The sequence below is a fragment of the Psychrobacillus sp. FSL K6-4615 genome (assembly GCF_038008225.1).
Lineage (GTDB): Bacteria > Bacillota > Bacilli > Bacillales_A > Planococcaceae > Psychrobacillus > Psychrobacillus psychrotolerans.
The window spans coordinates 2,889,157-2,911,701 of sequence record NZ_JBBOYQ010000001.1 but is presented as its reverse complement, the minus strand read 5'-3'; the positions used below and the strand labels follow the sequence as shown (position 1 = coordinate 2,911,701).

General features: G+C 35.9%; 25 protein-coding genes, 1 pseudogene and 1 riboswitch. Of the genes and pseudogenes, 16 read left to right on the top strand and 10 right to left on the bottom strand.

Annotated features, from left to right (window positions below):
* Positions 1 to 112: 112 nt before the first annotated feature.
* The 3 genes from MKX53_RS14630 to MKX53_RS14620 are packed head-to-tail and all read left to right on the top strand — an operon-like array spanning position 113 to position 2,618.
* Complete coding sequence (locus tag MKX53_RS14630; protein ID WP_340912160.1) at positions 113 to 1,075, top strand: ABC transporter ATP-binding protein; 963 nt, start codon at positions 113 to 115, stop codon at positions 1,073 to 1,075.
* A 57-nt stretch (positions 1,076 to 1,132) separates the two neighbouring features.
* Positions 1,133 to 1,720 carry an ABC transporter permease gene (locus MKX53_RS14625; RefSeq protein WP_411747102.1) on the top strand — a complete coding sequence of 196 codons (588 nt, stop codon included), beginning with the start codon at positions 1,133 to 1,135 and terminating at the stop codon, positions 1,718 to 1,720.
* Between the two features lie 4 nt (positions 1,721 to 1,724).
* Entirely contained in the window at positions 1,725 to 2,618 is an 894-nt protein-coding gene (locus tag MKX53_RS14620) for a glycine betaine ABC transporter substrate-binding protein (RefSeq protein ID WP_340763420.1), read from the top strand.
* 41 nt (positions 2,619 to 2,659) lie between these two features.
* Here MKX53_RS14620 and MKX53_RS14615 read toward each other — a convergent pair whose 3' ends face one another.
* Entirely contained in the window at positions 2,660 to 3,142 is a 483-nt protein-coding gene (locus tag MKX53_RS14615; protein ID WP_090568286.1) for a QueT transporter family protein, read from the bottom strand.
* A 7-nt stretch (positions 3,143 to 3,149) separates the two neighbouring features.
* Positions 3,150 to 3,194: riboswitch (PreQ1 riboswitch) on the bottom strand.
* Between the two features lie 114 nt (positions 3,195 to 3,308).
* Between MKX53_RS14615 and MKX53_RS14610 the strand changes: the two genes are divergently transcribed.
* Entirely contained in the window at positions 3,309 to 4,511 is a 1,203-nt protein-coding gene (locus tag MKX53_RS14610; RefSeq protein WP_340912157.1) for an MBL fold metallo-hydrolase, read from the top strand.
* The gene (locus MKX53_RS14605; RefSeq protein WP_093538112.1) at positions 4,498 to 4,743 is read left to right on the top strand and encodes a DUF3006 domain-containing protein; all 246 of its coding nucleotides are present in this window, start codon (positions 4,498 to 4,500) and stop codon (positions 4,741 to 4,743) included. Before MKX53_RS14610 ends, MKX53_RS14605 begins: the two co-directional genes overlap by 14 nt.
* Positions 4,744 to 4,970: 227 nt before the next feature.
* On the opposite strand, the gene MKX53_RS14600 is transcribed toward MKX53_RS14605, so the two are convergent.
* The 3 genes from MKX53_RS14600 to MKX53_RS14590 form a co-directional block, all read right to left on the bottom strand.
* Positions 4,971 to 5,180 (bottom strand): hypothetical protein, encoded by a 210-nt coding sequence (locus MKX53_RS14600; protein ID WP_340763415.1) that lies wholly within the window; start codon positions 5,178 to 5,180, stop codon positions 4,971 to 4,973.
* A gap of 76 nt (positions 5,181 to 5,256) precedes the next feature.
* Positions 5,257 to 5,436, bottom strand: coding sequence for a hypothetical protein (locus MKX53_RS14595; RefSeq protein ID WP_340763414.1), 180 nt, complete (start codon positions 5,434 to 5,436; stop codon positions 5,257 to 5,259).
* 150 nt (positions 5,437 to 5,586) lie between these two features.
* Positions 5,587 to 6,045: a hypothetical protein gene (locus MKX53_RS14590; RefSeq protein WP_340763412.1), complete on the bottom strand. Its 459-nt coding sequence runs from the start codon at positions 6,043 to 6,045 to the stop codon at positions 5,587 to 5,589.
* A 370-nt stretch (positions 6,046 to 6,415) separates the two neighbouring features.
* Here MKX53_RS14590 and MKX53_RS14585 point away from each other — a divergent pair, with 370 nt between their 5' ends.
* From MKX53_RS14585 to MKX53_RS14575, 3 genes are all read left to right on the top strand, one after another.
* Positions 6,416 to 7,639 (top strand): IS110 family transposase, encoded by a 1,224-nt coding sequence (locus MKX53_RS14585; RefSeq protein ID WP_340912155.1) that lies wholly within the window; start codon positions 6,416 to 6,418, stop codon positions 7,637 to 7,639.
* Between the two features lie 435 nt (positions 7,640 to 8,074).
* The gene (locus MKX53_RS14580; RefSeq protein WP_340912154.1) at positions 8,075 to 9,781 is read left to right on the top strand and encodes a hypothetical protein; all 1,707 of its coding nucleotides are present in this window, start codon (positions 8,075 to 8,077) and stop codon (positions 9,779 to 9,781) included.
* Between the two features lie 152 nt (positions 9,782 to 9,933).
* A complete protein-coding gene (locus MKX53_RS14575; protein WP_340763408.1) occupies positions 9,934 to 11,649 on the top strand; it encodes a hypothetical protein in 1,716 nt (571 codons plus the stop codon).
* 517 nt (positions 11,650 to 12,166) lie between these two features.
* On the opposite strand, the gene MKX53_RS14570 is transcribed toward MKX53_RS14575, so the two are convergent.
* The 3 genes from MKX53_RS14570 to MKX53_RS14560 form a co-directional block, all read right to left on the bottom strand.
* Positions 12,167 to 12,412 carry a hypothetical protein gene (locus tag MKX53_RS14570; RefSeq protein ID WP_340763407.1) on the bottom strand — a complete coding sequence of 82 codons (246 nt, stop codon included), beginning with the start codon at positions 12,410 to 12,412 and terminating at the stop codon, positions 12,167 to 12,169.
* Between the two features lie 113 nt (positions 12,413 to 12,525).
* Positions 12,526 to 12,750 (bottom strand): hypothetical protein, encoded by a 225-nt coding sequence (locus MKX53_RS14565; protein WP_340912153.1) that lies wholly within the window; start codon positions 12,748 to 12,750, stop codon positions 12,526 to 12,528.
* A 179-nt stretch (positions 12,751 to 12,929) separates the two neighbouring features.
* Positions 12,930 to 13,313 carry a DUF2750 domain-containing protein gene (locus MKX53_RS14560; protein ID WP_340911809.1) on the bottom strand — a complete coding sequence of 128 codons (384 nt, stop codon included), beginning with the start codon at positions 13,311 to 13,313 and terminating at the stop codon, positions 12,930 to 12,932.
* Positions 13,314 to 13,609: 296 nt separating this feature from the next.
* Between MKX53_RS14560 and MKX53_RS14555 the strand changes: the two genes are divergently transcribed.
* The 5 genes from MKX53_RS14555 to MKX53_RS14535 all read left to right on the top strand — a co-directional run bounded on the left by MKX53_RS14555 (position 13,610) and on the right by MKX53_RS14535 (position 17,212).
* Positions 13,610 to 14,308 carry a Type 1 glutamine amidotransferase-like domain-containing protein gene (locus MKX53_RS14555; protein WP_340912151.1) on the top strand — a complete coding sequence of 233 codons (699 nt, stop codon included), beginning with the start codon at positions 13,610 to 13,612 and terminating at the stop codon, positions 14,306 to 14,308.
* Between the two features lie 681 nt (positions 14,309 to 14,989).
* Positions 14,990 to 15,664 (top strand): HAD family hydrolase, encoded by a 675-nt coding sequence (locus MKX53_RS14550; RefSeq protein WP_340912148.1) that lies wholly within the window; start codon positions 14,990 to 14,992, stop codon positions 15,662 to 15,664.
* Positions 15,665 to 15,715: 51 nt separating this feature from the next.
* A complete protein-coding gene (locus MKX53_RS14545; RefSeq protein ID WP_340912147.1) occupies positions 15,716 to 16,012 on the top strand; it encodes a hypothetical protein in 297 nt (98 codons plus the stop codon).
* Positions 16,002 to 16,481, top strand: a complete 480-nt coding sequence (locus MKX53_RS14540) for a hypothetical protein (RefSeq protein WP_340912145.1) — start codon at positions 16,002 to 16,004, stop codon at positions 16,479 to 16,481. The genes MKX53_RS14545 and MKX53_RS14540 overlap by 11 nt, the downstream gene beginning before the upstream one ends.
* An 89-nt stretch (positions 16,482 to 16,570) precedes the next feature.
* The gene (locus MKX53_RS14535) at positions 16,571 to 17,212 is read left to right on the top strand and encodes an NUDIX hydrolase (RefSeq protein ID WP_340912144.1); all 642 of its coding nucleotides are present in this window, start codon (positions 16,571 to 16,573) and stop codon (positions 17,210 to 17,212) included.
* Positions 17,213 to 17,228: 16 nt separating this feature from the next.
* Here the strand turns inward: MKX53_RS14535 and MKX53_RS14530 are convergent, their stop codons facing one another.
* The 3 genes from MKX53_RS14530 to ypfJ all read right to left on the bottom strand — a co-directional run bounded on the left by MKX53_RS14530 (position 17,229) and on the right by ypfJ (position 19,888).
* Complete coding sequence (locus MKX53_RS14530; RefSeq protein WP_093538121.1) at positions 17,229 to 17,795, bottom strand: 3D domain-containing protein; 567 nt, start codon at positions 17,793 to 17,795, stop codon at positions 17,229 to 17,231.
* A gap of 329 nt (positions 17,796 to 18,124) precedes the next feature.
* Positions 18,125 to 18,967 carry a diaminopimelate epimerase gene (dapF, locus tag MKX53_RS14525; protein WP_340912140.1) on the bottom strand — a complete coding sequence of 281 codons (843 nt, stop codon included), beginning with the start codon at positions 18,965 to 18,967 and terminating at the stop codon, positions 18,125 to 18,127.
* Positions 18,968 to 19,039: 72 nt separating this feature from the next.
* A complete protein-coding gene (gene ypfJ / locus MKX53_RS14520) occupies positions 19,040 to 19,888 on the bottom strand; it encodes a KPN_02809 family neutral zinc metallopeptidase (protein WP_340912136.1) in 849 nt (282 codons plus the stop codon).
* A 121-nt stretch (positions 19,889 to 20,009) separates the two neighbouring features.
* Between ypfJ and MKX53_RS14515 the strand changes: the two genes are divergently transcribed.
* The 3 genes and pseudogenes from MKX53_RS14515 to MKX53_RS19740 all read left to right on the top strand — a co-directional run.
* On the top strand, positions 20,010 to 21,041 hold the full coding sequence (locus MKX53_RS14515; RefSeq protein ID WP_340912133.1) for a S66 family peptidase: 1,032 nt from the start codon (positions 20,010 to 20,012) through the stop codon (positions 21,039 to 21,041).
* A gap of 3 nt (positions 21,042 to 21,044) precedes the next feature.
* The gene (locus MKX53_RS14510; protein WP_340912132.1) at positions 21,045 to 22,133 is read left to right on the top strand and encodes an NAD(P)/FAD-dependent oxidoreductase; all 1,089 of its coding nucleotides are present in this window, start codon (positions 21,045 to 21,047) and stop codon (positions 22,131 to 22,133) included.
* A 57-nt stretch (positions 22,134 to 22,190) separates the two neighbouring features.
* Positions 22,191 to 22,529 (top strand): annotated as a pseudogene (locus MKX53_RS19740) (PAS domain S-box protein); the annotation flags it as partial.
* Positions 22,530 to 22,545 lie beyond the last annotated feature (16 nt).

Sequence of the window (22,545 nt, the reverse complement as noted above, 5' to 3'; positions counted from 1 at the left end):
AAAACAGATTTCAAATAAAAGTCATAAATAGAGCAATCGAATGCTTTATCTTAAACTTTTCAGGGTATACATAGAGGTTAGTAAATATAGTATAGATAAGGGGGCATACAATTTGATTCGTTTCGAGAATATTACGAAGGTGTTTCCAGACGGAACGAAAGCTTTGCAAGGGGTCTCTTTAACAATTCCAAAGGAGCAATTAGTGGTCATCATAGGACCGAGTGGTTGTGGTAAAACAACCCTTTTAAAACTTATTAATCGTTTAGAAACTCCTACGACTGGAGAAATTTACGTAGGCGACAAGGCAATTTCTGCTATCGATCCTGTTGAACTAAGGAAAACAATTGGATATGTAATTCAGCGCATTGGCTTATTTCCTCATATGACTATTGAAAAAAATGCTGCACTAGTCCCAAACTTGAAGGGCTGGCCAAAGGAAAAAACGGCAACCCGTATTTTCGAATTAATGAATATGGTAGGACTTAAACCCGAACAGTTTTTACGAAAATACCCACTTGAGTTAAGTGGTGGTCAGCAACAACGAATTGGTGTTGTGCGTGCACTAGCTGCGAATCCAGATATTATATTAATGGATGAACCATTTAGTGCGCTGGATCCGATTAGCCGGGAACAATTGCAAAATGAGATAAAGTATTTACAAGAAAAGATAAAGAAAACAATTGTCTTTGTTACACATGATATTGATGAAGCACTGAAAATTGCAGATATGGTTATAGTCATGAAAGATGGCATGATTGAGCAGATTGGGACACCTACAGAGTTAATAGAAAACCCTATTAATGATTTTGTGAAAAACTATATCGGAATCGAAAGAATTAATCGGAAAAAATCTGTTGGAAAAAGGGAGCTAAAGGACTTTTCCTCCTTTTTTGACGGCGAATGGGAAGCTCCATATATAGAGGTCGATGCAGCTATGTTAATAGAAGAGGCTATTGCCTTACTAGAAAACGGAACTACACATGGCCTTCTAGTGAAGGGTAACAACAAGGTGCTGGGCTTTGTAAATCAATCTATCCTACTTCGTGCAATATTAGCGAAGGAAGAGGTGGTATAAGTGAGTACCTTTATAGAGACGGTTCAAAGTCGTTCAGATTTAATACAAGAGGCGTTTATGCAGCATATTTACTTATCATTTGTAGCTTTAGCCGTTGGTATTGCCATTGCCTTACCTTTAGGAATATTAGTTGCAAGGTATCGTAGAATAGCAGAGCCAGTTATAGGAATCACCGCGATCTTTCAGACAATACCTAGCTTAGCGCTTTTTGGCTTCCTCGTTCCATTAATAGGAATTGGTGCTAAAACAGCTTTAATAGCCTTAATAATTTATGCACTTTTACCTATTTTACGTAATACATATACCGGGATTTCAAATATCGACGAATCTATGATTGAAGCTGGAAGAGGAATGGGCATGACGAAAGGTCAGTTGCTCTGGCAAATTGAATTTCCGCTTGCTTTGCCATTTATAATGGCGGGTATTCGAACGGCTACAGTTCTAACTGTAGGTATTGCTACCTTGGCAACATTTGTTGGAGCAGGTGGGTTGGGAGACGTAATTTACCGTGGATTGCAATCATACAATAATTCGCTCGTATTAGCAGGGGCATTACCAGTTGCATTACTAGCAATTCTGTTTGATCTGCTATTGAAATGGATTGAGAAAAAAGCTACACCAAAAGGAATGAAAACTGGAGGATGAAGAGATGAAAAAGATCATAGGATTAGTAGGAATTGCAGGAGTGATGCTTTTAAGTGCTTGTTCGAATTCAGATGAAGCATTAGTAATTAGTGGGAAGCCGTGGACGGAACAATTTATACTCCCACAAATTTTAGGCCAATATATTGAGGAAAAAACAGATATTGATGTGGAATATAAGGAAGGTCTAGGAGAAGTAGCAATTATGACTCCCGCTTTGGAAAAAGGTGATATTGATCTTTATGTTGAGTACACTGGCACAGGCTTAAAGGATGTTTTAAAAGAAGAATCTGAAGTAGGAGAAAGCTCAGATAGTGTATTAGAAAAAGTAAGGAAAGGCTATGAGGAAAAGTTTGAGGCTACTTGGTTAAGTCCACTTGGATTTGAAAATACGTATACACTAGCTTATACAAAAGATAATGAGTACAATGCAGAAACTTACTCAGAATTGGTAGAAGCTTCTAAAACTGGTGGTATGGTATTTGGGGCCCCTCATGCATTTTATGAAAGAAAAGGAGACGGCTTTGATGATTTAATAAATACATATCCATTTGTATTTTCTGAAACGCAAAGTCTAGATCCTAATGTTATGTATGAAGCATTGAAAAACGGAGACGTCGATGTTATACCTGCCTTTACGACTGATGGACGTATCGAACGATTTGACTTGCAAACGACAACGGATGATTTGGGATTCTTCCCTAAATATGATGCAGCTCCAGTCGTACGTATGGATGCTTTAGAAAAGTTTCCAGAGCTTGAGGATGTACTAAACGAGTTAGCGGGTAAAATATCCGAAGAGGATATGTTGAAGATGAATGCGAGAGTTGACATTGATGGAGATAAACCCGAAGATGTAGCCCACGACTTTTTAGTGGAAAAAGGATTAATAGAAAAATAAAAAACACCCGGTTCTAGTTTTCTAGAATCGGGTGAAGTTATTTAGATTAGCGTCTTAAAATTCAATCGTTTATCTAAAGCGATAATAATTGGGATACCGACAGCTAATACGGTGAACTCACCAGCTGCAACGGTTAACCATGTATAGAAGAATGGGAAATCTAGCGCAAGCATTAGTTCAAATGCGATAATACACATGGTAAATGTAAAGAGCACTGTATTAATAACCATGCGTGCTATGTTTCCTTTTACATATTTAGTCGCCAAAATCGTTAGCGATAACGTAATGATGGAATGTGCTACTCCAAATGTTAGGTCATAAGCGGCCATTGGAGAGAACATATTTGTTATAAATACTCCTAATACAATACCAAAAAAGTATTTTTTATTAAATACGATTAAGTGATTGAACATCTCCGCAATACGAAACTGTACTGCACCAAATGCAAAAGGAGCCACTAGTAGAGATACCGCGACATAAAGAGCGGCAATAACACCAGTTACTGCTATAGTCTTTGTTTTCATTATTCATTTCTCCTTAGTTTTTTTCCGTGGGAGGTTCTCGAACCACGTTAGTTTTCACAAACAGTTATTCTATGCGAATAGCTATCAACTGTCAAGGGAATCTTTAATATATGAATCTTAGTGTCCTATGGTAGAATCATGCAAAGTACGAAAAGGAAGGTTTTATATGAGAAAGATCACATTTTTAGTAAGTATATGTATAGCTGTTTTGCTAAGTGGCTGTACATTAAATCAGCAACCAGATAAAACAATACAAGCATCACAAGTGCCAGTGGAACCTGGAGACAAAATGAAGGTTCATTTTATAAATGTAGGGCAAGGGGATTCAATATTAGTACAATCGCCAAACGGAAAAAATTTGTTAGTAGATGGGGGGACAAAAGAAGCTGGAAAGGATGTAGTAAATTATCTACGAAAACACGGGGTTGAGAAGCTCGATTATGTTGTGGCAACTCATCCAGATGCCGATCATATCGGAGGCTTACATTCCGTGTTGAATTCTATATCTATAAAAAATTTCGTGGACTCTGGAAAAACACATACTTCTCAAACGTATAAGGAAATGTTACAGCTTATATTAGACAAAAATATACCATTCATCGTGCCAAAAACTGGCGATACGATTCCTCTAGATGAGGAGTTAGATATCTCTGTCATACATATGGGAGACAAATCAGCTGATAATAATGAAGCATCTATAGTATTAAAATTATCTTACGGAGAAACTTCCTTTTTATTGATGGGAGATGCAGATATCAGGGTAGAGAAAGACATACTAGAAGAGACGAATGTTAAAGCAACCGTTTTGAAAGCAGGACATCATGGTTCGGACACTAGTAGCTCGCAAGATTTTATAGAAGCAGTAAATCCAGAGGTTACCATTTTAAGTTATGGAAAAGATAATTCCTATGGTCATCCAAATGCAGAGGTGAAGTCAAGACTGGAGCGGATAAGTTCACAATTATATGCCACAGCAATAGTTGGTAATATAGTAGTGGAAACAGATGGAGTAGATTATAACGTAATAACAAATGGTAATGTTGGGCCAACTGAAATTGCTAATACGGAAGCCATAGGTATTAATATTTCTAGTAAAGACCTTAGAGGCGAAATAGTAGGAATTACCAACTCCGGTGAGTCAGCTGTTAATTTAGAAGAATGGCATTTAGTTTCCGTAGATGGTAATCAAACATTTAAGTTTCCGAACATTAGCTTGCAAGCAGGGAAAACAATATACGTCACAAGTGGACCCAAAGCAAAAGAGGGAGCTGGCTATTTGAAATGGACTACTACGCAAATGTGGAGAAATGATGGGGATGCAGCTATATTATTAAATAACAAAGGAGAGATTGTGAGTGAATTCGAATAAATATACGCTCGATCGTTTTGAAGGAGATTATGCAGTCTTTTTAAAAACTCCAAATGAAACAGAAATCCTTCAAATTCTCTGTTCTGATATAAAAGTTAAACTAAAACAAGGGGACATAGTGAACATTTCATCAATAGAAGATAAGTATGAAATCGAACCTCTTGTGGAAGAAACAACTAATCAGAAGGAAAAGGTTCGTCGATTACTGGAACAGCTAAAAGAAAGAAGCTGACTGGAGTTTGACAATATAATAATTGCCTTGCTGTAGTTTAAGATCAAAGAGTTGCTTCGGCAACTCTTTTTTTGTAGGTTATGTTAAAAGATAAAGGGTGATTTAAAATGTACTTAAAAATGAGTTGGGATATGTATCTCAAGTACATTTTATATTGCTGTCCTTTTTTACTAAAGCACCTGTTAGTTGTATAACACTTACGACTAGCTCCTAATATTTCTGTTCTGCTAAAGTCCCTGTTTTTCCAATAACTTCTTAAAAATCTTTATTATTAATATCCCAGCTATCCCTATTATTCCTCCTACAAGACCAGCTATAATTACAGTAACAATTTCGCCCCAATAAACCTCTTCGTTCTTCCATAAACTTTTTGCAATTAGCACGATTATTATTACAAACATAAATGAGAACCACGATTTAAATTGCCTTTTAGTCACTATTTCCCCCCTTAAGATGGCCTTGTTTAACTAAAGTTAAGGTACATTACTTCACAAACACGGTAAATTTTGCGAGTTATTCTCCACTTTTATGTCTATTATCTCCCATCAAATAGATGTTGGAACTTTCTCCTGGTTTTGCATTTGAATTAATCGGATTCTGATTATTGTTACTAATTTTATTATTTCTTCTGTCAACTAATAAAGCAAAGGTGATAATAACAAAAAGAATAATAAGAACTATTAACCAAATCATATTTATCTCTCCTTTATTTACAGTATATTCGAACTCTTGAAACCTACAATCTTTTTAAAGGATTTTCTTCTTCAACTAACCCGCTTCGTTAATTCAATAAGAAAAAAGCTTTACTCCATCTTGAAGTAAAGCACCCGTTAGTTGAATAAACTAAAACCATCTATCTAATGTCCATCCTTCAGCTAATCTCTGTTTAAGTAAGGTGTCATTCCAAGTTCCCCAAGGTGATAGTTGCTTTTGTTCCTCAGTCATTCTTTCGACTTTTTCTCTGTTCCAAGTATCATAATCAATGAGATGCCAACAAATAAATTCACCATTTACCGTATGTTCACTTCTAAATTTTTTAGGTAATTTAAAATTTTGTGGAATGGGATAACTACCTTTTTTAGTTACTAACTTTTGATTTAATGCAGCTCCTAAAGGGAAATGAATAAGATATAATTCCTTCTCTTTCACTATTTCATCTTCTATAACATAACCCTCCTTAAATAAGCAGGGTAATATACGAATTAACTCTCCAATGGTTTCGTCTTTATGAACATATTGAAATAACCCTATTCCATTTGATGTAACTATCTCAAAAACATCACCAATTTTTAACCGTGTCACTCAAATCATTCCCTAGTGTTTTTCTTTATTTTAACACACGCCTTATTCAACTAAACTGCCGCTTTAGTTCAATTAGAAAAAAGGCTTTACTCCTTCTTGAAGTAAAGCACCCGTTAGCCATCCATGTAGCGCAAAATCAGCGCTACACCACAGAGAATGAAAATGTGAAAACCTGGGTATAGGATACTACGGCTGGGAGAGGAAGGTCGATGAACTATGGTGCCATAGAGCCCATCCGTTAGTCTGACTCCAACGACCACGGTGCATCACAGACTGTCGCTCCCTTACGGGAAGCACTCATGGGAGATTAATCCTACTCTGGTTATTGCACCAGCCTCCAATACTATTTGCCGTAGAAAGGATGATTACCATGGAAGTAATCATTGAACGTGCTTGTGGGATGGATGTCCATAAGGATTCCATTACTGCTTGTATTATTACGCCTAAAAGAAAGGAGATTCAAACGTTTTCCACTAAAACTGTATTTCTATTACAGTTAATTGACTGGATTAAGGAGCATGGTTGTACTCACGTAGCAATGGAAAGTACAGGTGTATTTTGGAAGCCTATTGTTAACTTGCTAGAAGCCGAGAGCATTGAGTTTTTAGTAGTGAACGCTCAACATATGAAGGCAGTACCAGGTCGCAAGACCGATGTAAAGGATGCCGAATGGATTGCCAAACTTCTTCGTCATGGTCTACTTAAAGCAAGTTTTATTCCAGACCGAAATCAGCGGGAATTACGAGAGTTGGTTCGATACCGTCGAAGTATTATTGAAGAGCGTGCGAGACAACATAATCGGATTCAAAAGGTTTTAGAAGGAGCGAATATCAAACTCGGTTCCGTTGTCTCCGACATCATGGGTGTTTCGTCGCTTGATATGCTTCGTGCTATCGCCGATGGCGAAAATGATCCTGAGAAATTAGCCAGCTTTGCCCGCCGATCAATGAAGAAGAAAAAGAGTGAACTAGAACTAGCTCTTCGAGGGTATATCAATCCACATCAACGTCTCATGTTAAGAACCATTCTGGTCCATATAGAATTTCTAACTGAGCAGATTGAGCTATTAAACGAAGAGGTGGCTACTAGGTTATCCTCCCATCAAGAAGATATAGAACGATTGGATTCCATTCCTGGCATCGCCACTCGAATGGCTGAACAAATCTTAGCCGAAGTCGGTACAGATGTGGAGAAGCAATTTCCCAGTTCAGCGCACTTATGTTCCTGGGCAGGATTAGTACCTGGACATAATGAAAGTGCGGGCAAGAGGAAATCAACCAACATGAAAAAAGGAAACAAGTACTTGAAATCGGCGTTAATTGAAGCAGCGCATTCTGTTAGAGGATCCAAAACCTACTTGGGAGCCTTGTATAGGCGTACTGCATCAAGAAAGGGTAAAAAGCGTGCAGGTATATCAGTGGCCCATGCCATTTTAAGAATCAGCTATTATCTCCTAACTCGCAAAGAAATGTACGTAGACTTAGGGGAAGATTATTTTGACAAACAAAAAGAACAATCGATTGTACGATATTCTGTTCGAAGACTTGAAAACTTAGGTTACAACGTGACAATCACTGAACCAAATGCCTCCTAGTTCAACCCACAATTTAATTCACATTTAGGCGCCGCACTTTTTTAAAAAATTATTGAGCTGCGTCAGATTTCGTATTGCCTTTTTCTCTAAATCGAAGATTTAAATTTTCATGGGAGTTGAATAACCGTTTATGTTGTTTCTTTTGTTGCGCCCCTGTGTTAGAAACTACTCTGATAATTCACTACAATTCAGTCCTTGTTTGAAAGTCTACCTAAATCCTGTTCACTTAGCCATTTCCTAACTGATTGCCTAGATTCCGTATTTCACATGTTTGATATAGTCTCTGGATAGTAACCGAATCATTTCTTGTACGGAGGTGTTGTTAATGATCCTAAGAGAACTAGAACTTTTTGCCAATATACACCCTATAGTATTTCTTATAGAATAGGTGAGAAAGTTTTTCAAAATTTCCATCGGGATAAGGAGAATAAGTAAGTGAATAAATGGTATTTATTTGTGTCAGTTAGTATATTAATCCTTGGATTTATGATAATGCCTAGTACAGGCAAGGCTAGTTCCTTTTCTGAGGCGGAAAAGCTAGTTCAAAAAGCAGAGAATGCTGCATCCATGTTAAAATGGGAAATTTCTTTAGAGTATCGGAAACTTAAATACGCTGATCCCATCACATCGCCGAATATGAAATTATACAATGATACAAAACGTGCAAAGCAGTTAGCGGACGAAGCCACTAAAAATCTGTCTACTCAAGAAAAAAACATACTAAGCGCTCGATTGGCTAGCAATGTTGATATTCATCTGACTAGGTCTATGGCTTATATAGATGCTATACAGTCTGGTAAGAAAATTCTAGTAAAAACAGATGCGCTAAATAGTTCATATAAATTAGATCCTTTTAGTGCTGCAACTGAAAAAGCGTATCACTATTTATCTAGTGAGATTAGAAAGCAAGCGATTTTACTATATCGTGTATACGGCAAGTCAACTAGAGATGCGATTTTAGACAAATACAAAAGTCCAGGTGAAAAAGCCAGACAATCTGCCATCCATGTAATAAGCTCAAAACTTGAAATGGAAAAGCTTCAGCAAGCTATTGCGAATGGTATAGCTAAAGAAGAGTTGCTTTTTTCCGTTCAGCAAATAGAAGTGAATATCCGTAAAGTGGAGGATGAAAAAGCTAGAGCCCTCTTACAAACTCAATTAGATGAAGCTAAAAAGAGCATTTTAGAAAAGGATATGCCTGTTAAAGATGAGTTCTTCTTTTTATCTGATCTAGTTAGAGAGGTCGTTATTCATCCGTCCCAACCAATTATTTATGCTCTGAATGAAAAGAAGGATGTTCTAGCTATCAACTTTGAAACGGGTGAAACGAAGCGACTTTCGATGAACTTAGAAACTCAAACGATCTACTATCAGAACAATGAGTTATATGTTGGTCTTTTAAAAGGGATACATAGTCCTTTTCGTTATGATCAAGAAGGTGCTATTGCTATTATTGATACCAACAGTTTTACATTAGCAGAACAGTTTGATACGAATATCGACCCGTTTGATATTGTGGCAGATGACAAGTCTATTTACGTATCAAGTGGCTCTGGTCAATGGACAACTATCCAAGGGTATTCTAGAGAAACGTTACTGGAAACATCTGAGGGCCATGTGTATTCAGAAAGTTATATAGAGATGCATCCAAGCTTTGAAAGAATTTATTCTATTGATACGACGCTAAGTCCAAGAATAGTCAAGACGCATTTAGTGGTAGATGGTAAATTAACTCCTGGCTACGACACTGCATACCAGGGAAATTATAGACTCCAGAAAAATATGAGTATTTCTCCTGATGGAAAATACATCTTTAACGGTTCTGGTGTAATTATGGCATCTTCTGATCATTCACAGATAAACATGAAGTATCTAACAAAATTACCTACCTCCTTTGAGCAAATCACTTACAACCTAAATGAAGGATTCTTTTATACAAGTAATAAAAACAATCTAGAAGTCTATAATTACGCAACAATGGAAAAAGTAACGAGTCATGCATTGAGCGGAAATATTCAACATATTTTCTATCAAGACGGGAAATTGATAGTTGTTACTATCGAAGAATTATACTCTACCAAGCTTCCCACATATGCTATAAAAATGTATAAGGTCGAAGGTAGTAAAGTCACCGAGCTTTGAGTCGTCCTAAAAGCAACGTCCACCTAATTCAGTGTTGGGCGTTCTTTTTTGCTGACTGTAGAATATTTTACCAATATACTTATCTTTATTAATCTCTTAGACTAAATAGGTAAGATTTTGAAAATTTACAATTAGATAAGGAGCGAAAGTAAGTGAAGAAGTGGAAGTTTATATGGAGAATCCTCCTTTTAGCAGCTGTTATTCTGATTGTCCCTACTAATAGTAACGCAGCTACCGTATCAGATGCAGAAAAGCTTGTTAAAAAAGCAGAGAACGCTGCCACCGTTTTAAAGTGGGAAGTTTCTTTAGAAAATCGAAAGATCAAGTATTCAGATCCCGTGACATTACCTAATATGAACTTTTATAACGACACCAAGCGTGCTAGACAATTAGCGTACAATGCGATTAACACATTGCCTACACAGGAAAAAACGATATTAACCAAAAGAATGGAAAGCAATGTAGATATCCATTTAAATAGATCTATGGCTTATATCGACGCACTAAAGTCTGGTAATAAAATCCTTGTAAAAAAAGGTGACTTGGATTTTGCATATGGTTTCAATCCATTAAGTGAGCAAACGGAAAAGGCTTACCATGATTTGTCTAGTGAGATTCGTAAACAAGCGATATTACTCTATCGTGTTTATGGAAAGTCAACTAGAGAGGCAATATTAGACAAATACAAAACACCAGGAGAAAAAGCTAGACAAACCACTATGCATGCAATAAGCGCAAAAATGGAATTGGATCAGCTTCAGTCCTCTATTGCTAAGAACAAAACAAAAGAAGAACTACTTCTAACGGTTAAACAAATTGAAGCGACTGTTAATAATCTACAAGATGAAAACGCTAAAAATCTACTAATCACTAAACTTAATCAGATTAAAAAGACTATTCCAGGTGTTAGTCTCTTAGATTTTAATGAGTTCTTCTATTTAACAGATTTAATTCGGGAAACGGTAATACACCCAACAGAGCCAATTATTTATACGCTAAACGAAAATAAAGATGTTCTAGAGATTAACTATATGACAGGTAATATTCGACGACTTCCCATGAATCTAGTTCCCCAAACATTATATCTACATAATAATGAGCTATATGTTGCTTTATTAAAAGGACCACGTAGTCCTTATGGGGAATTGCAAGACCAGGAAGGGGCTGTTGCAATAATTAATACTGCTAATTTTATGTTAACGGAGCAATTTAATATTCAATCAAATCCATATGACATTCTGGCAGATGATCAGACCATTTATGTAGCAAGTGGGGCAAGTCAAGTGGGGAATATCCAAGGGTATTCAAGAGAAACGTTATTGGAAACCTCTAAAATCAGTTATACAGATGATGAGAGTTATATAGAAATGCATCCAAGCTTGAATAGAATTTATTCTGTTGATACGACTGTTAGTCCTAGAGATGTGGAAACCCATTTTATTGAAGATGGTAAGATAAAAAAAGGATACGATTCACCTTACCACGGTGATTATGATCTTCGTACAAATATAAGTATTTCACCTGATGGAAAATATATTTTTAACGGCTCTGGAGTCGTTATGATTGCTTCCGATTCGAAGGCAATGAATATGACGTATTTTACAAAACTATATACGCCTTTTGATGAGATTACCTTTAATCTGGAGGGTGGATTATTCTATACAGCCAATAGAAAAAATCTAGAGGTCTACAATTATAAAACAATGGAAAGAGTGAAGAGCTATCCACTGAGTGGTTACATCGATGATCTATTTTATCAAAATGGACGAATAGTAGTGGTTACGACCGAATCATTATATTCTTCAAAATTCCCAAAACATGCGATCAAAACCTATAAAGTGGATGGAAGTGAAGTTATTATCCAGTGATGCGTCCCTGTGTCAGAAACAATTCCGATAATTTAATACAATTTCAATATTTACACTAGCAAAAGAGCATGAACCCATTTTAGTAAAGGGTTTCGTGCTCTTTTTGCTTTCAGAGATCCTGTTGCTTAAAGAATAAATCCGCACATACAGTGGTGTGAGAGGCTGTAAGCTAATTCTTCCCTCCTACCCGATTCTTGAACAACATTAAACAAGGAAAACAATAAACTAATGGCGAATATTTGATAAACAAACTAATAAGGATGATGGTTATATGAGAATAATAATTCTAGGTGCAACAGGCTTTTTAGGCTCAAATTTATTTCAACTGGCTTCACAGAACATACTGAACATTTCCTCCTTGCAGATACAATCACATTCTGAAATCCTTATTCAACTACCCTGCTGCGTTAGTTCAATAAGAAAAAAGGCTTTACTTCTTCTTGAAGTAAAGCACCCGTTAGTTTAAGTGTAATTTTTCACAATATAACAAGTAAAGATAAATTAACTTTTATCATCTTTAATCAACAAAAAAGATAATAAGTCCTATATAAGTAAAAACACTTGAAAAAAATAACAAACCAAAAACTATTCCGTTTATCGCTTTATAATGATTCCGTATCAAATAGATTAAGAGTATTCCAAAAGCAATTGAAATATCTTTACCTGCGTTACCAAAAATATCAATTAATAAATCACTTTCCATAGAACCCAATACTAGACCATTTAAAACAAACAAGGATAAAAAGCATAAGAAAATTTGCATACGAACGCCTCCTCTTCCAATTGTTATTCAACTACCCTGCCGCGTTAGTTTGATAAGAAAAAGGCTTTACTCCTTCTAAAAGTAAAGCACCTCATTAGTTCAATAAGAACATTTCACAAAATACTCTTTAAAATTTCTAATAAAAAACCTGAGAGCGACATTATAGCAAAATAACGATAAAGTCTAAATGAATTAAGGTAGTACTCATCCGCTCTTATCATTTTTTCTTTCTTTTTATTAAGCCAAATACACACTTTTATTAGTTCAATTAATGCAAGTATTAAAAAGACAATAAAGACGATAAAAAGTATATTTTTTAAGAAAAAAATTATTATCATTTGTCTAACCTCCACACACCAAACTAACATATATTTACCTCCGCTTTGTTTATTGCGAAAATTTTGTTTATATGTAGTCATCCTAACTCTTATTCAACTAAATTGCTGCTTTAGTTTAATAAGAAAAAAGGCTTTACTCCTTCTTGAAGTAAAGCACCCGTTAGTTGAATAAGAATATATTATTTTTCTAATATTCCTATAATTTCTTCAAGTAAATCAAATGGTTCTACTTCTACCCCAATTAACTTCGCATTCCAGTTCGCACCAACTAAAAGACCATCTTCATTCATTCCGTTCAACCAAGTATTCATAAAAATTTCCAAAGGTATCGATGACGGCTTATAATGTGACCAACCATCTACTGCACATTGTCGTGCATATGCCTCATCTGACCAAAACAACATAACAACAGTATCTTCATATTCATTAGATTCGCAAACACACCATCCATCTTCATTTTCTAAACCCCAAACCACTTTATTTTCCGAAACTCTTTTTATAAAATTTTCATAACGTCTTTTAGAATTTATTATCAAATCAAGCATCGTTTTAATTCTCCCCATCTTTCAGTTTCCATATAATTCTTTACCTCTATAAGCTTAACGATATATCGCCTTGATTCATACATGTATTTTTTTCTTATTAAACTAAACTGCCCCTTTAGTTTAAGTGAACGCTTTCACAATCTAACATTTATATTAACATAGGTATCAGAACGGGAAACCCATTCCTTATTCATTAAAATCAATCCGAGCCCTTAATATAGCCTTTTTGTACTTTAGGTGCCGGTATTGAAGAAGGGATTATCTATTATTTGTAGAACTAATTACTATTACTTTTTTCTGAAAGGAGCATGTGGATGAGACAAATAATTGCTCTTGGTGGTGGTGGCTTTTCGATGGAACCAGATAATCCCTTGTTAGATTTGTATATATTGGAACAAGCAAAGAAAGTTAATCCACAAATTTGCATTATCCCTACTGCAAGTGGGGATTCTGATAGTTATATATCAAGGTATTATAACTTTTTTAACCAACAAGATTGTAAACCATCCCATTTATCATTATTTGCACCTCCGACAAGGGATCTGGAGAGCTTTATTTTAGAGAAAGACATACTTTATGTTGGTGGAGGAAATACTAAAAACCTTTTAGTCTTGTGGAAAGAATGGAGTTTAGATGACATTTTAAGAAAAGCGTGGAATCACGGCGTTATTTTGGCAGGGTTAAGTGCAGGTTCCATTTGTTGGTTTGAAGAAGGGATTACTGACTCGTATGGGGATGGACTTGAACCAATAAAATGCTTGGGTTTTTTAAACGGGAGTAATTGTCCGCATTACGATGGAGAAATAGAAAGAAGAGCAGCATATCACAAACTTATGGAATCAAAAAAAATAAAATCAGGCATTGCGACAGATGATGGGGTTGCTATTCATTACAAGGAACAAGGAATTAGTAAAATAGTAAGCTCTCGGCCTAACGCTAAGGCGTATAGTGTTTCCTTCGAAACTAAGGTTATAGAGACAGAACTTCAAACAGAATTTTTAGGCTCTTATTGAAATACCGCCGTGCTTTAACAGAACAAGGCTGTAATGAATTGGCTAACAGACGGAGGAATTCAATTGAAAAAATGTATACTGCTAATTTTATTTAGCTTCACCTTAATCTTATCTGCTTGTTCTCAAGCTGAAGAGGACACACAGTAATATTTAGGGGTTATTGGTGAAGGAAAAGCTTTTGGTTATGAGTACACCGTAACAAAAGAACAAAACAATAAATTTTCTTGGAAGATTGGATACAAAGGAGATATATCTATTATTAAAGAGAGTGATGCCAATAAAAAGGATTTAATAAATTTTATGGATGCTGTAAACGATAGTAAATTAGTATTAGTAAAACTAATTACATCGTTATCATACTTTTTAATCGTAATTATCACAACGGTTATCCTCTTTAAGAAAGATAGAAAAATACTTAAAGATAGCGGAATTATTATATCTATATTTGCTGGTATTGCAATATATATTGCCTTCCAAGCATCATTTGATTTAATTAGTTTATTACAAGATACAAAGTACTATTACTTGACACTAACTAATTGAGCTATTGGTTGCTTTACTTCAAGAAGGAGTAAAGCCTTTTCTTGTTGAACTACCGGCGAAGTTTAGTTCAACAGGAATTTAATAGTCATTCTGTAGCAATTTGGTAGCTATTCTATTATGGAAAGAAGGAAGGAAATAATGTTACAATCACTGATTTTTGATATGGATGGAACTCTATTTCAAACAGATAAAATTTTAGAAATATCTCTAGATGATACATTTAATCATTTACGGTCATTAAATAAATGGGATACAGTAACCCCTATTGATAAATATCGTGAAATTATGGGCGTACCTTTACCAAAAGTATGGGAAGCTTTGTTACCCAATCACTCCAAGGTAGACAGAGAACAGACTGATGCCTACTTTCTGGAAATGTTAGTTAAAAACATAAGAAGTGGAAAAGGGGCTTTATATCCTAATGTAAAAGAAGTTTTCAGTTATTTAAAAGAGAATAATTGTTCCATTTACATAGCGAGTAATGGGTTAACAGAGTACTTAAAAGCAATAGTAAATTATTATAATTTAGATAATTGGGTTACTGAAACTTTTAGTATTCAACAAATACAGTCGCTAGATAAAGGAGATTTAGTTAAAGCTATTTTAAAGAAATATGATATAAAAAAAGCAGCAGTAATCGGAGACCGTCTATCTGATATAAATGCGGCTAAGGATAATAGTTTAATTGCAATTGGATGTAATTTCGATTTTGCACAAGAAGATGAGCTCGCGCAGGCTGATCTGGTAATAGATGACTTAATTGAACTAATAACAATATTACCTAAAATAAAACACTCACATCTGCAGAACTAGGAAATTCAAACTTATGAAGTGTGTATTACGTCCTCAAAATAGGTGAAATATTTGTATAGAATCATTAATATTAATGATTTTAGGAAGGCGATGATTAAAATGACTAAGCTAACAAAGATTGTATTATTGCTTTTTTCAATCATTATGTTGTTTAGCATCTTATTTTTGAATCGTGTATTAAGCCCAACGTTAAGTAGTATTCATGTGAATGAGAAGTCAATTGATGTCAATGGTATAGAAATTGCTATTGATGATACCTATGATTTAGGAATAAATAATGAATTTGGGGAGAGATTGTATAAATGCTATTTTCACTCCGTTCTAAAGGGATTTTTTTATGCAAAATAAAATAATAATATGGATTGCCATTCCACTTTTATTGGTAGGGTCTGTAATAGTTAACTGGAACTATATTTCCAAATCTATTGAATGGAAATTGAATTGGGGATTTGCGGCACCTATAACAAATAAGATAGAAACAGTATTTCATACAAGGAATGAGTTTCCGAATGAGGGGGAAACCTTTCATGTCCTTAAGTATAGGTATATTGAAAAGAAGTTAAAGGAGAAAGATGGTTGGATTCCTATTAATGAAGAATCCTTTGATACTGTTTCAAGACACCTTAAAACATTTCAAAAAGATGTGGTTAGTATCAATAAGGATACGCAGAACCTTAATGTGTTATTTCAAGAGAATCCCGTGACTTACGATAATAATGATAAATACTTTTATAAACTAGAGGAAGATAATAGCTATATCCTTGTAATTTCAAATGTGAAAGAACAAAAACTATTTGTAATGGAATGGATTCAATAGTTGCATATAAAGATCTTGTTTAATTTTGTTGGATAAATTGACTAATTTCATAAAGCTGATTGAAAATAAAAAAATGATGAGGGATTCAGATGGAGCAGGAGTTACTAAAGGTATTTGATGATAAACATAACCCAATAGGAGTGAAGTCCCGAGAGGAAATCCATCGACTCGGTTTATGGCATGAAACATTTCAATGTTGGTTCATTGGTAACCATGAAGGAAAACAATATGTTTACTTACAATTACGCAGTAACTTAAAGAAGGATTATCCAGGCTTATTGGATATTACTGCTGCAGGTCATTTGTTGGAAAGTGAAACTGTCTTTGATGGAATACGCGAGGTAAAAGAGGAGCTTGGAATCGATGTCGTTTTTGAGGAATTGTATTCACTGGGTGTGCTGAAGTATTCAGTTACAACGGCTGATTTAATAGATAATGAGCTAGCACATGTATTTATATATGATTGTTCACTGGATTGGGACCAATTTACGTTACAGGCAGAGGAAGTATCTGGGATTGTGCGAGCCGAGATTTCTCAATTTGTAAGCTTATGGAAGGGTGAATTAGAGGAACTAGAAATCATTGGTTTCAGAGTAGAGGACGATGGAACAACAAGCCCGATTCATGAAATAGTTGGAAAGACAAATTTTGTGCCACATGCGCAATCGTACTATGAAGAAATATGCAGAGGAATAATATTTGTTATATCAAAAAACCAACTTTCTAGTTGAAAGTTGGTTGTATATTTTATTCTAAGATTTTAACATTTACATTTTTACGTCCCCATTTATAGGCTTCGCTTTTGGAGGAAAAAAACACGTCAATTTTATTTCCTTTGATCGCACTTCCTATATCACCAGCTACTGCATATCCATAACCTTCCACATAAACCTTAGTTCCTAATGGAATTACTTTTGGATCAACTGCGATAACTTTTACATCGGGATTACGTTTGAGGTTAATACCTGTGCTAGTAACACCAGAGCAACCGTTACAGTTTGCTGTGAATGCACTTGCAGAAACTACAATCTCCTTCACTACATTATCATCTGTAGATCTAGACGGGTTTTTCTTTTTCTTTGCTGCAGTTGCCGTTTTTGCTGAAGTTTTTAATTTTTGATTGAGCTTAATCGTATCGGATTTTAAATTGTTCCAAGATTTTAAAGTGGATACAGACACTTTGTGTGTTTTAGCAATTTTAAACAAAGTATCTCCTTTTTGAACCGTATAAGTTGAAGATGCGGCTAGGCTTATGCTTGACCCGCTAACCAATAGTGCAATTGTGATGATGAGTGTCCCAAGAATTCTTCTCAAATACTCTACCCCTTGCTATTTAGTCTAAGCATATCTTACCAATACATTATTACGAGAATATTACGACAATTTGGCATTATCATGACAAATATAAATAATATTACAGATATATATCACTAGATTATAGTCTATTAAATAGACTGGTTATTTATACCAATAAGATAGAAGATAGCCCATAAACTTTGCAATATAGCCCTTAAAACGGTATCAAGAGCCCATAAAAACAAAAAACAGTCTATAAACTCACAAACATAGGCCATAAACTCACTTCACAACGAAAAGGCCTCACTAGTTTTTCACTAGCGAAGCCTTTATTCCATCCATTATAGTTACACTAGAATCTCTCCATCAAACACACTCACAGCAGGTCCTGTCATGAATACTCCTTCATCGGTGTAACGGATAACTAAATCCCCACCTAAAAGTTTTACAGTAATATTGGAATCTTTATCACAGTATCCATTTAAGACTGCTGCTACAACTGCCGCGCAAGCTCCGGTTCCACACGCAAGTGTTTCTCCACTGCCACGTTCCCATACGCGCATATAGAGGGTGTTACGGTCCTTAACTACGATAAATTCTGTATTTACACTCTCCGGAAAAAAAGAATGATGCTCAAATTTTGGTCCAATAAGTGGTAAGTCTACTAACATCGGGTCCTCCACGAATACAACACAATGAGGGTTCCCCATGGATACGGTTGTTATATGGTAGGATATGTCCTCCACTTGCAAGGGGAAGTTTATTAATGGATTTTCTTCTTTCGATTGAACTGGTATAAGAGCTGGTTCTAAAATAGCTTTGCCCATATCCACTTTAGCAGTAGTCATTTTGCCATTTTCCATAAAAAGTTCTATCGTTTTAATCCCACTAAGTGTCTCAATCTTTAACACTTCTTTTGCAATGATATTATTGTCATACACGTATTTGGCAACACAACGAATAGCATTTCCGCACATTTTACCTTCACTGCCATCTATATTGAACATGCGCATCTTAGCATCAGCTTCATCGGAAGGGCATATTAATACAATCCCATCTCCACCAATACCAAAATGGCGATCTGATATTTGCTGGCTTAGTGTACTAGGATTATCTATAGTATGCTCAAAACAATTAATATAAATATAATCATTTCCGCAGCCATGCATTTTTGTAAAAGGTATCTTCATTTTCAATGTAACTCCTTTGTCACAATCTTCTTATTTATCCCATTATAGCATAGGGATAAGCAAGGGAATATGTTATGGAGTTTTGCTATTAAACGTGTCTCCACCCTGGATTGTGCCGTTTTCATACCCTTTGTAAAACCAACTCTTACGTTGTTCAGATGTACCATGTGTGAAACTTTCGGGAACGACATAGCCCATAGCTTGTTTTTGGAGTGTGTCATCACCAACTGCACTTGCAGCGGTCAGTGCCTCATCTAAATCCCCTTCTTCTAAGTAGCCCATACCTTGTGCATGCTTCGCCCATACTCCAGAGAAATAATCAGCTTGAAGCTCAAAGCGGACAAGGTATTTATTGAATTCTTCTTCACTTAGCTTCTGCTGTAGAGGCATTACTTGTTCGGTTGTCCCGAGTAAAGTTTGCACATGGTGGCCAACTTCATGGGCAATTACATAAGCCATGGCAAAATCTCCTGGGGCATTGAACTTCGTTTGTAGTTCCTGATAGAAACTTAAGTCGATATATAACTTCTGGTCACCAGGACAGTAAAAAGGTCCAACGGATGCTCCAGCTGCACCACATGCAGAATTGACACTATCCGTATATAACACTAAAGTCGGCTCCACGTATTCCATACCGTTTTCTTTAAATATTTCTGCCCATACCTTTTCCGTATCAGCTAGAATAACGGAAACGAATTCAGATAGCTCTTTTTCTTGTTCGGATTCTTCATAGGGTACACTGCTCGACTGGTCTGTTGTTCCAAGATTACCCATTAGATCATCAGGGTTTCCACCAAGTAACGTAATGATAATTACAATGATTAGTCCGATTCCTCCACCTACTCCGGCAATGGCCTTACCGCCACCTTTTCCTCTGCGGTCTTCTACGTTGGAACTACCGGCTCTACCTTTCCATTTCATGTTGCCCACATCCTTCTCTGTTGCAGATTATATGTATATTGTTTTTATACCCAAAAATTTTCATATTAGTCATTCATGAAGGATAGATTCCTTTATAATGAATTAAAAAGGGGGATTAATCATGCTGAAAAAACCAAAAATGCTAAAAGCGGGAGACAAGGTGGCGACTATTAGTTTGTCGTGGGGTGGCGCTGGTGAACCTGATCTTCGATGGAGGTATGAACAAGGAATAGATAGATTGCGTAATGTGTTTGGCTTGGAAGTGGTGGCGATGCCAAATAGTTTAAAGGGTGGAGACTATTTATATGAAAACCCACAAGCACGTGCAGAAGATTTAATGAATGCATTCAAGGATCCTACTATTAAAGGTATCTTTTCTAATATTGGGGGCAGCGAAAGTATTCGACTATTACCTTATATTGACTTCGATGTAATTCGAGATAATCCTAAGGTTTTTATCGGCTATTCGGACTCTACTGTCACGCATCTATTTTGTCACAAAGCAGGGATATCCTCCTTTTATGGACCGGCTATATTGACGGATTTCGCGGAAAATGTAGAGATGCATGAATATACGGTAGAAGCATTGAAGAAGACATTGTTTACAGCAAGTGCAATAGGTGAGGTAAAACCTGCAACTGAGTGGACAAGTGAAAGATTGGAATGGATTATCGAAAACAAAGATAAAAAACGGAAAATGAATACAAATAAAGGCTATGAATTATTACAAGGTTCTGGAATAGCACAAGGTAGATTAATCGGAGGATGTATCGAAGTATTAGAATTTGCTAAAGGTACATCACTTTGGCCAGCAAAAGAATATTGGAAAGACAGTATATTATTTTTTGAAACGTCTGAGGAGTTACCAACACCTGGTAATGTAGAATATTGGCTACGTAATTATGGCACTCAGGGAATCCTTCAGCAAGCAAAGGGGATAATTTTTGGTAAACCTCAAAATGAGAAGTACTATGAGGAATATAAGGAGTCCATTCGAGTAATTATGAAAGAACTTTCTTTAGAAAATTTACCAGTTTTATATAATTTAAACTTTGGTCACACAGAACCTAAATTTGTACTACCATATGGCGCAATGGCAGAGATTAATTGTGAAAATAGGACGTTTTCCATTTTAGATAGTGGAGTGGAGTAATTGATGTCATCTTATATTATAGTCGGAGGAGGAATTCTAGGAGCATCGACCGCTTATCATCTTGCCAAGCGAGATGTGAAAGTCACCCTTATCGATCGTCACGATAAAGGGCAGGCATCGGCTGCAGCTGCTGGGATAATTTGCCCTTGGATTTCTCAACGAAGAAATAAAAAGTGGTACGCATTAGTAAAAAATGGAGCAAGCTACTATAAACAACTTGTAGAAGAGTTAGAGTCTCTCGGAGAATATTCCACAGGTTATAAGCGGGTAGGTGCTATTGCACTTCAAAATGATCCGAAAAAACTACAGAAAATGTTAGAACGTGCACTAGAGAAAAGAGTAGATGCGCCTGAAATAGGTGAATTGAAAATATTGTCACCAGAAGAGACGAAAGTACGATTTCCTCTAATTTCAGAAGACTTCACTTCCTTGTACGTGGAAGGAGCTGCACGAGTGGATGGTAGTGCAATGCGTGATGCATTAATAAGTGCGGCTAAAAAGCATGGGGCAATAGTGATTAACGGTGATGCTACATTTTCGGATGGTGTTTTACTAGTGAATGGTCACTCAATGGAGGCAGATGCAATCGTGTTAACTGCAGGTGCATGGGGCAATGAGTTGCCACAGGAGCTTGGTGTTGATATGAAAGTTAGTTTTCAAAAAGCCCAAATCATGCATTTCCAAGTGAATGAGTTGGACACTGGAGAATGGCCGGTGGTATTACCCCCAACGAATCAGTATTTATTAACATTTGATAATGGTAAGGTTGTGGCTGGATCTACGTATGAAGAAAATACCGGTTATGATACTAGCGTGACGGAGGCTGGTAAGAAAGAGCTTTTAGAAAATGCTGTTAGTATCACGAGTTCATTAAGAAGTGCGGAAATTTCAGAAGTTCGAGTAGGATTTAGACCATACACGCCAGAATTTCTTCCGGTAATTGGAAAATTGCCTGGTTATGAGTCCATTTACTTCTCCAATGGGTTAGGGGCATCTGGTTTAACCGCAGGGCCGTTTGTTGGCTCTGAGTTAGCTAGATTAATCATAGGAGAAAAGACTATTTTGGATCTAACTGATTATGCACCAATGTAAAGATTAATATGGGGGTTGAGGATTGTGAATTATTCACAAACAGAAGAAGTAAATGATATGACCGTGGTAGAGGCTTTAGAAAAGAATTTAGCTATTATCCGATTTGATTTAGACCGTCGTGTTGCGTATGTAAATGAAAATTTTGCAAAAGAGATTGGCTACTCCGTAAGCGAACTAATGGGAAAACAGCATAAAGAGCTATGTTTTCCCACATTTACAAAAAGTCCAGAATACGAAAAACTTTGGAAAGATTTGATGTCTGGAAATACGCTTCAGGATAAAGTAGAGCGTAAAAGTAAACTGGGTAATAGTGTTATGCTAGAAGCTACTTATATGCCAATAATCGGATCTGCTGGAAAGGTTTTAGGGGTAACTAAAGTTGCAACGAATGTAACAAAACGCCATGAAATAT

Coding starts and splice junctions, on each gene's coding strand:
- MKX53_RS14625 (WP_411747102.1), top strand. CDS start 1,133: ATGCAGCATATTTACTTATCATTTGTAGCTTTAGCCGTTGGTATTGCC.
- MKX53_RS14620 (WP_340763420.1), top strand. CDS start 1,725: ATGAAAAAGATCATAGGATTAGTAGGAATTGCAGGAGTGATGCTTTTA.
- MKX53_RS14615 (WP_090568286.1), bottom strand. CDS start 3,142: ATGAAAACAAAGACTATAGCAGTAACTGGTGTTATTGCCGCTCTTTAT.
- MKX53_RS14610 (WP_340912157.1), top strand. CDS start 3,309: ATGAGAAAGATCACATTTTTAGTAAGTATATGTATAGCTGTTTTGCTA.
- MKX53_RS14595 (WP_340763414.1), bottom strand. CDS start 5,436: ATGATTTGGTTAATAGTTCTTATTATTCTTTTTGTTATTATCACCTTT.
- MKX53_RS14585 (WP_340912155.1), top strand. CDS start 6,416: ATGGAAGTAATCATTGAACGTGCTTGTGGGATGGATGTCCATAAGGAT.
- MKX53_RS14570 (WP_340763407.1), bottom strand. CDS start 12,412: ATGCAAATTTTCTTATGCTTTTTATCCTTGTTTGTTTTAAATGGTCTA.
- MKX53_RS14565 (WP_340912153.1), bottom strand. CDS start 12,750: ATGATAATAATTTTTTTCTTAAAAAATATACTTTTTATCGTCTTTATT.
- MKX53_RS14560 (WP_340911809.1), bottom strand. CDS start 13,313: ATGGGGAGAATTAAAACGATGCTTGATTTGATAATAAATTCTAAAAGA.
- MKX53_RS14555 (WP_340912151.1), top strand. CDS start 13,610: ATGAGACAAATAATTGCTCTTGGTGGTGGTGGCTTTTCGATGGAACCA.
- MKX53_RS14550 (WP_340912148.1), top strand. CDS start 14,990: ATGTTACAATCACTGATTTTTGATATGGATGGAACTCTATTTCAAACA.
- MKX53_RS14540 (WP_340912145.1), top strand. CDS start 16,002: ATGCAAAATAAAATAATAATATGGATTGCCATTCCACTTTTATTGGTA.
- MKX53_RS14535 (WP_340912144.1), top strand. CDS start 16,571: ATGGAGCAGGAGTTACTAAAGGTATTTGATGATAAACATAACCCAATA.
- dapF (WP_340912140.1), bottom strand. CDS start 18,967: ATGAAGATACCTTTTACAAAAATGCATGGCTGCGGAAATGATTATATT.
- ypfJ (WP_340912136.1), bottom strand. CDS start 19,888: ATGAAATGGAAAGGTAGAGCCGGTAGTTCCAACGTAGAAGACCGCAGA.
- MKX53_RS14515 (WP_340912133.1), top strand. CDS start 20,010: ATGCTGAAAAAACCAAAAATGCTAAAAGCGGGAGACAAGGTGGCGACT.
- MKX53_RS14510 (WP_340912132.1), top strand. CDS start 21,045: ATGTCATCTTATATTATAGTCGGAGGAGGAATTCTAGGAGCATCGACC.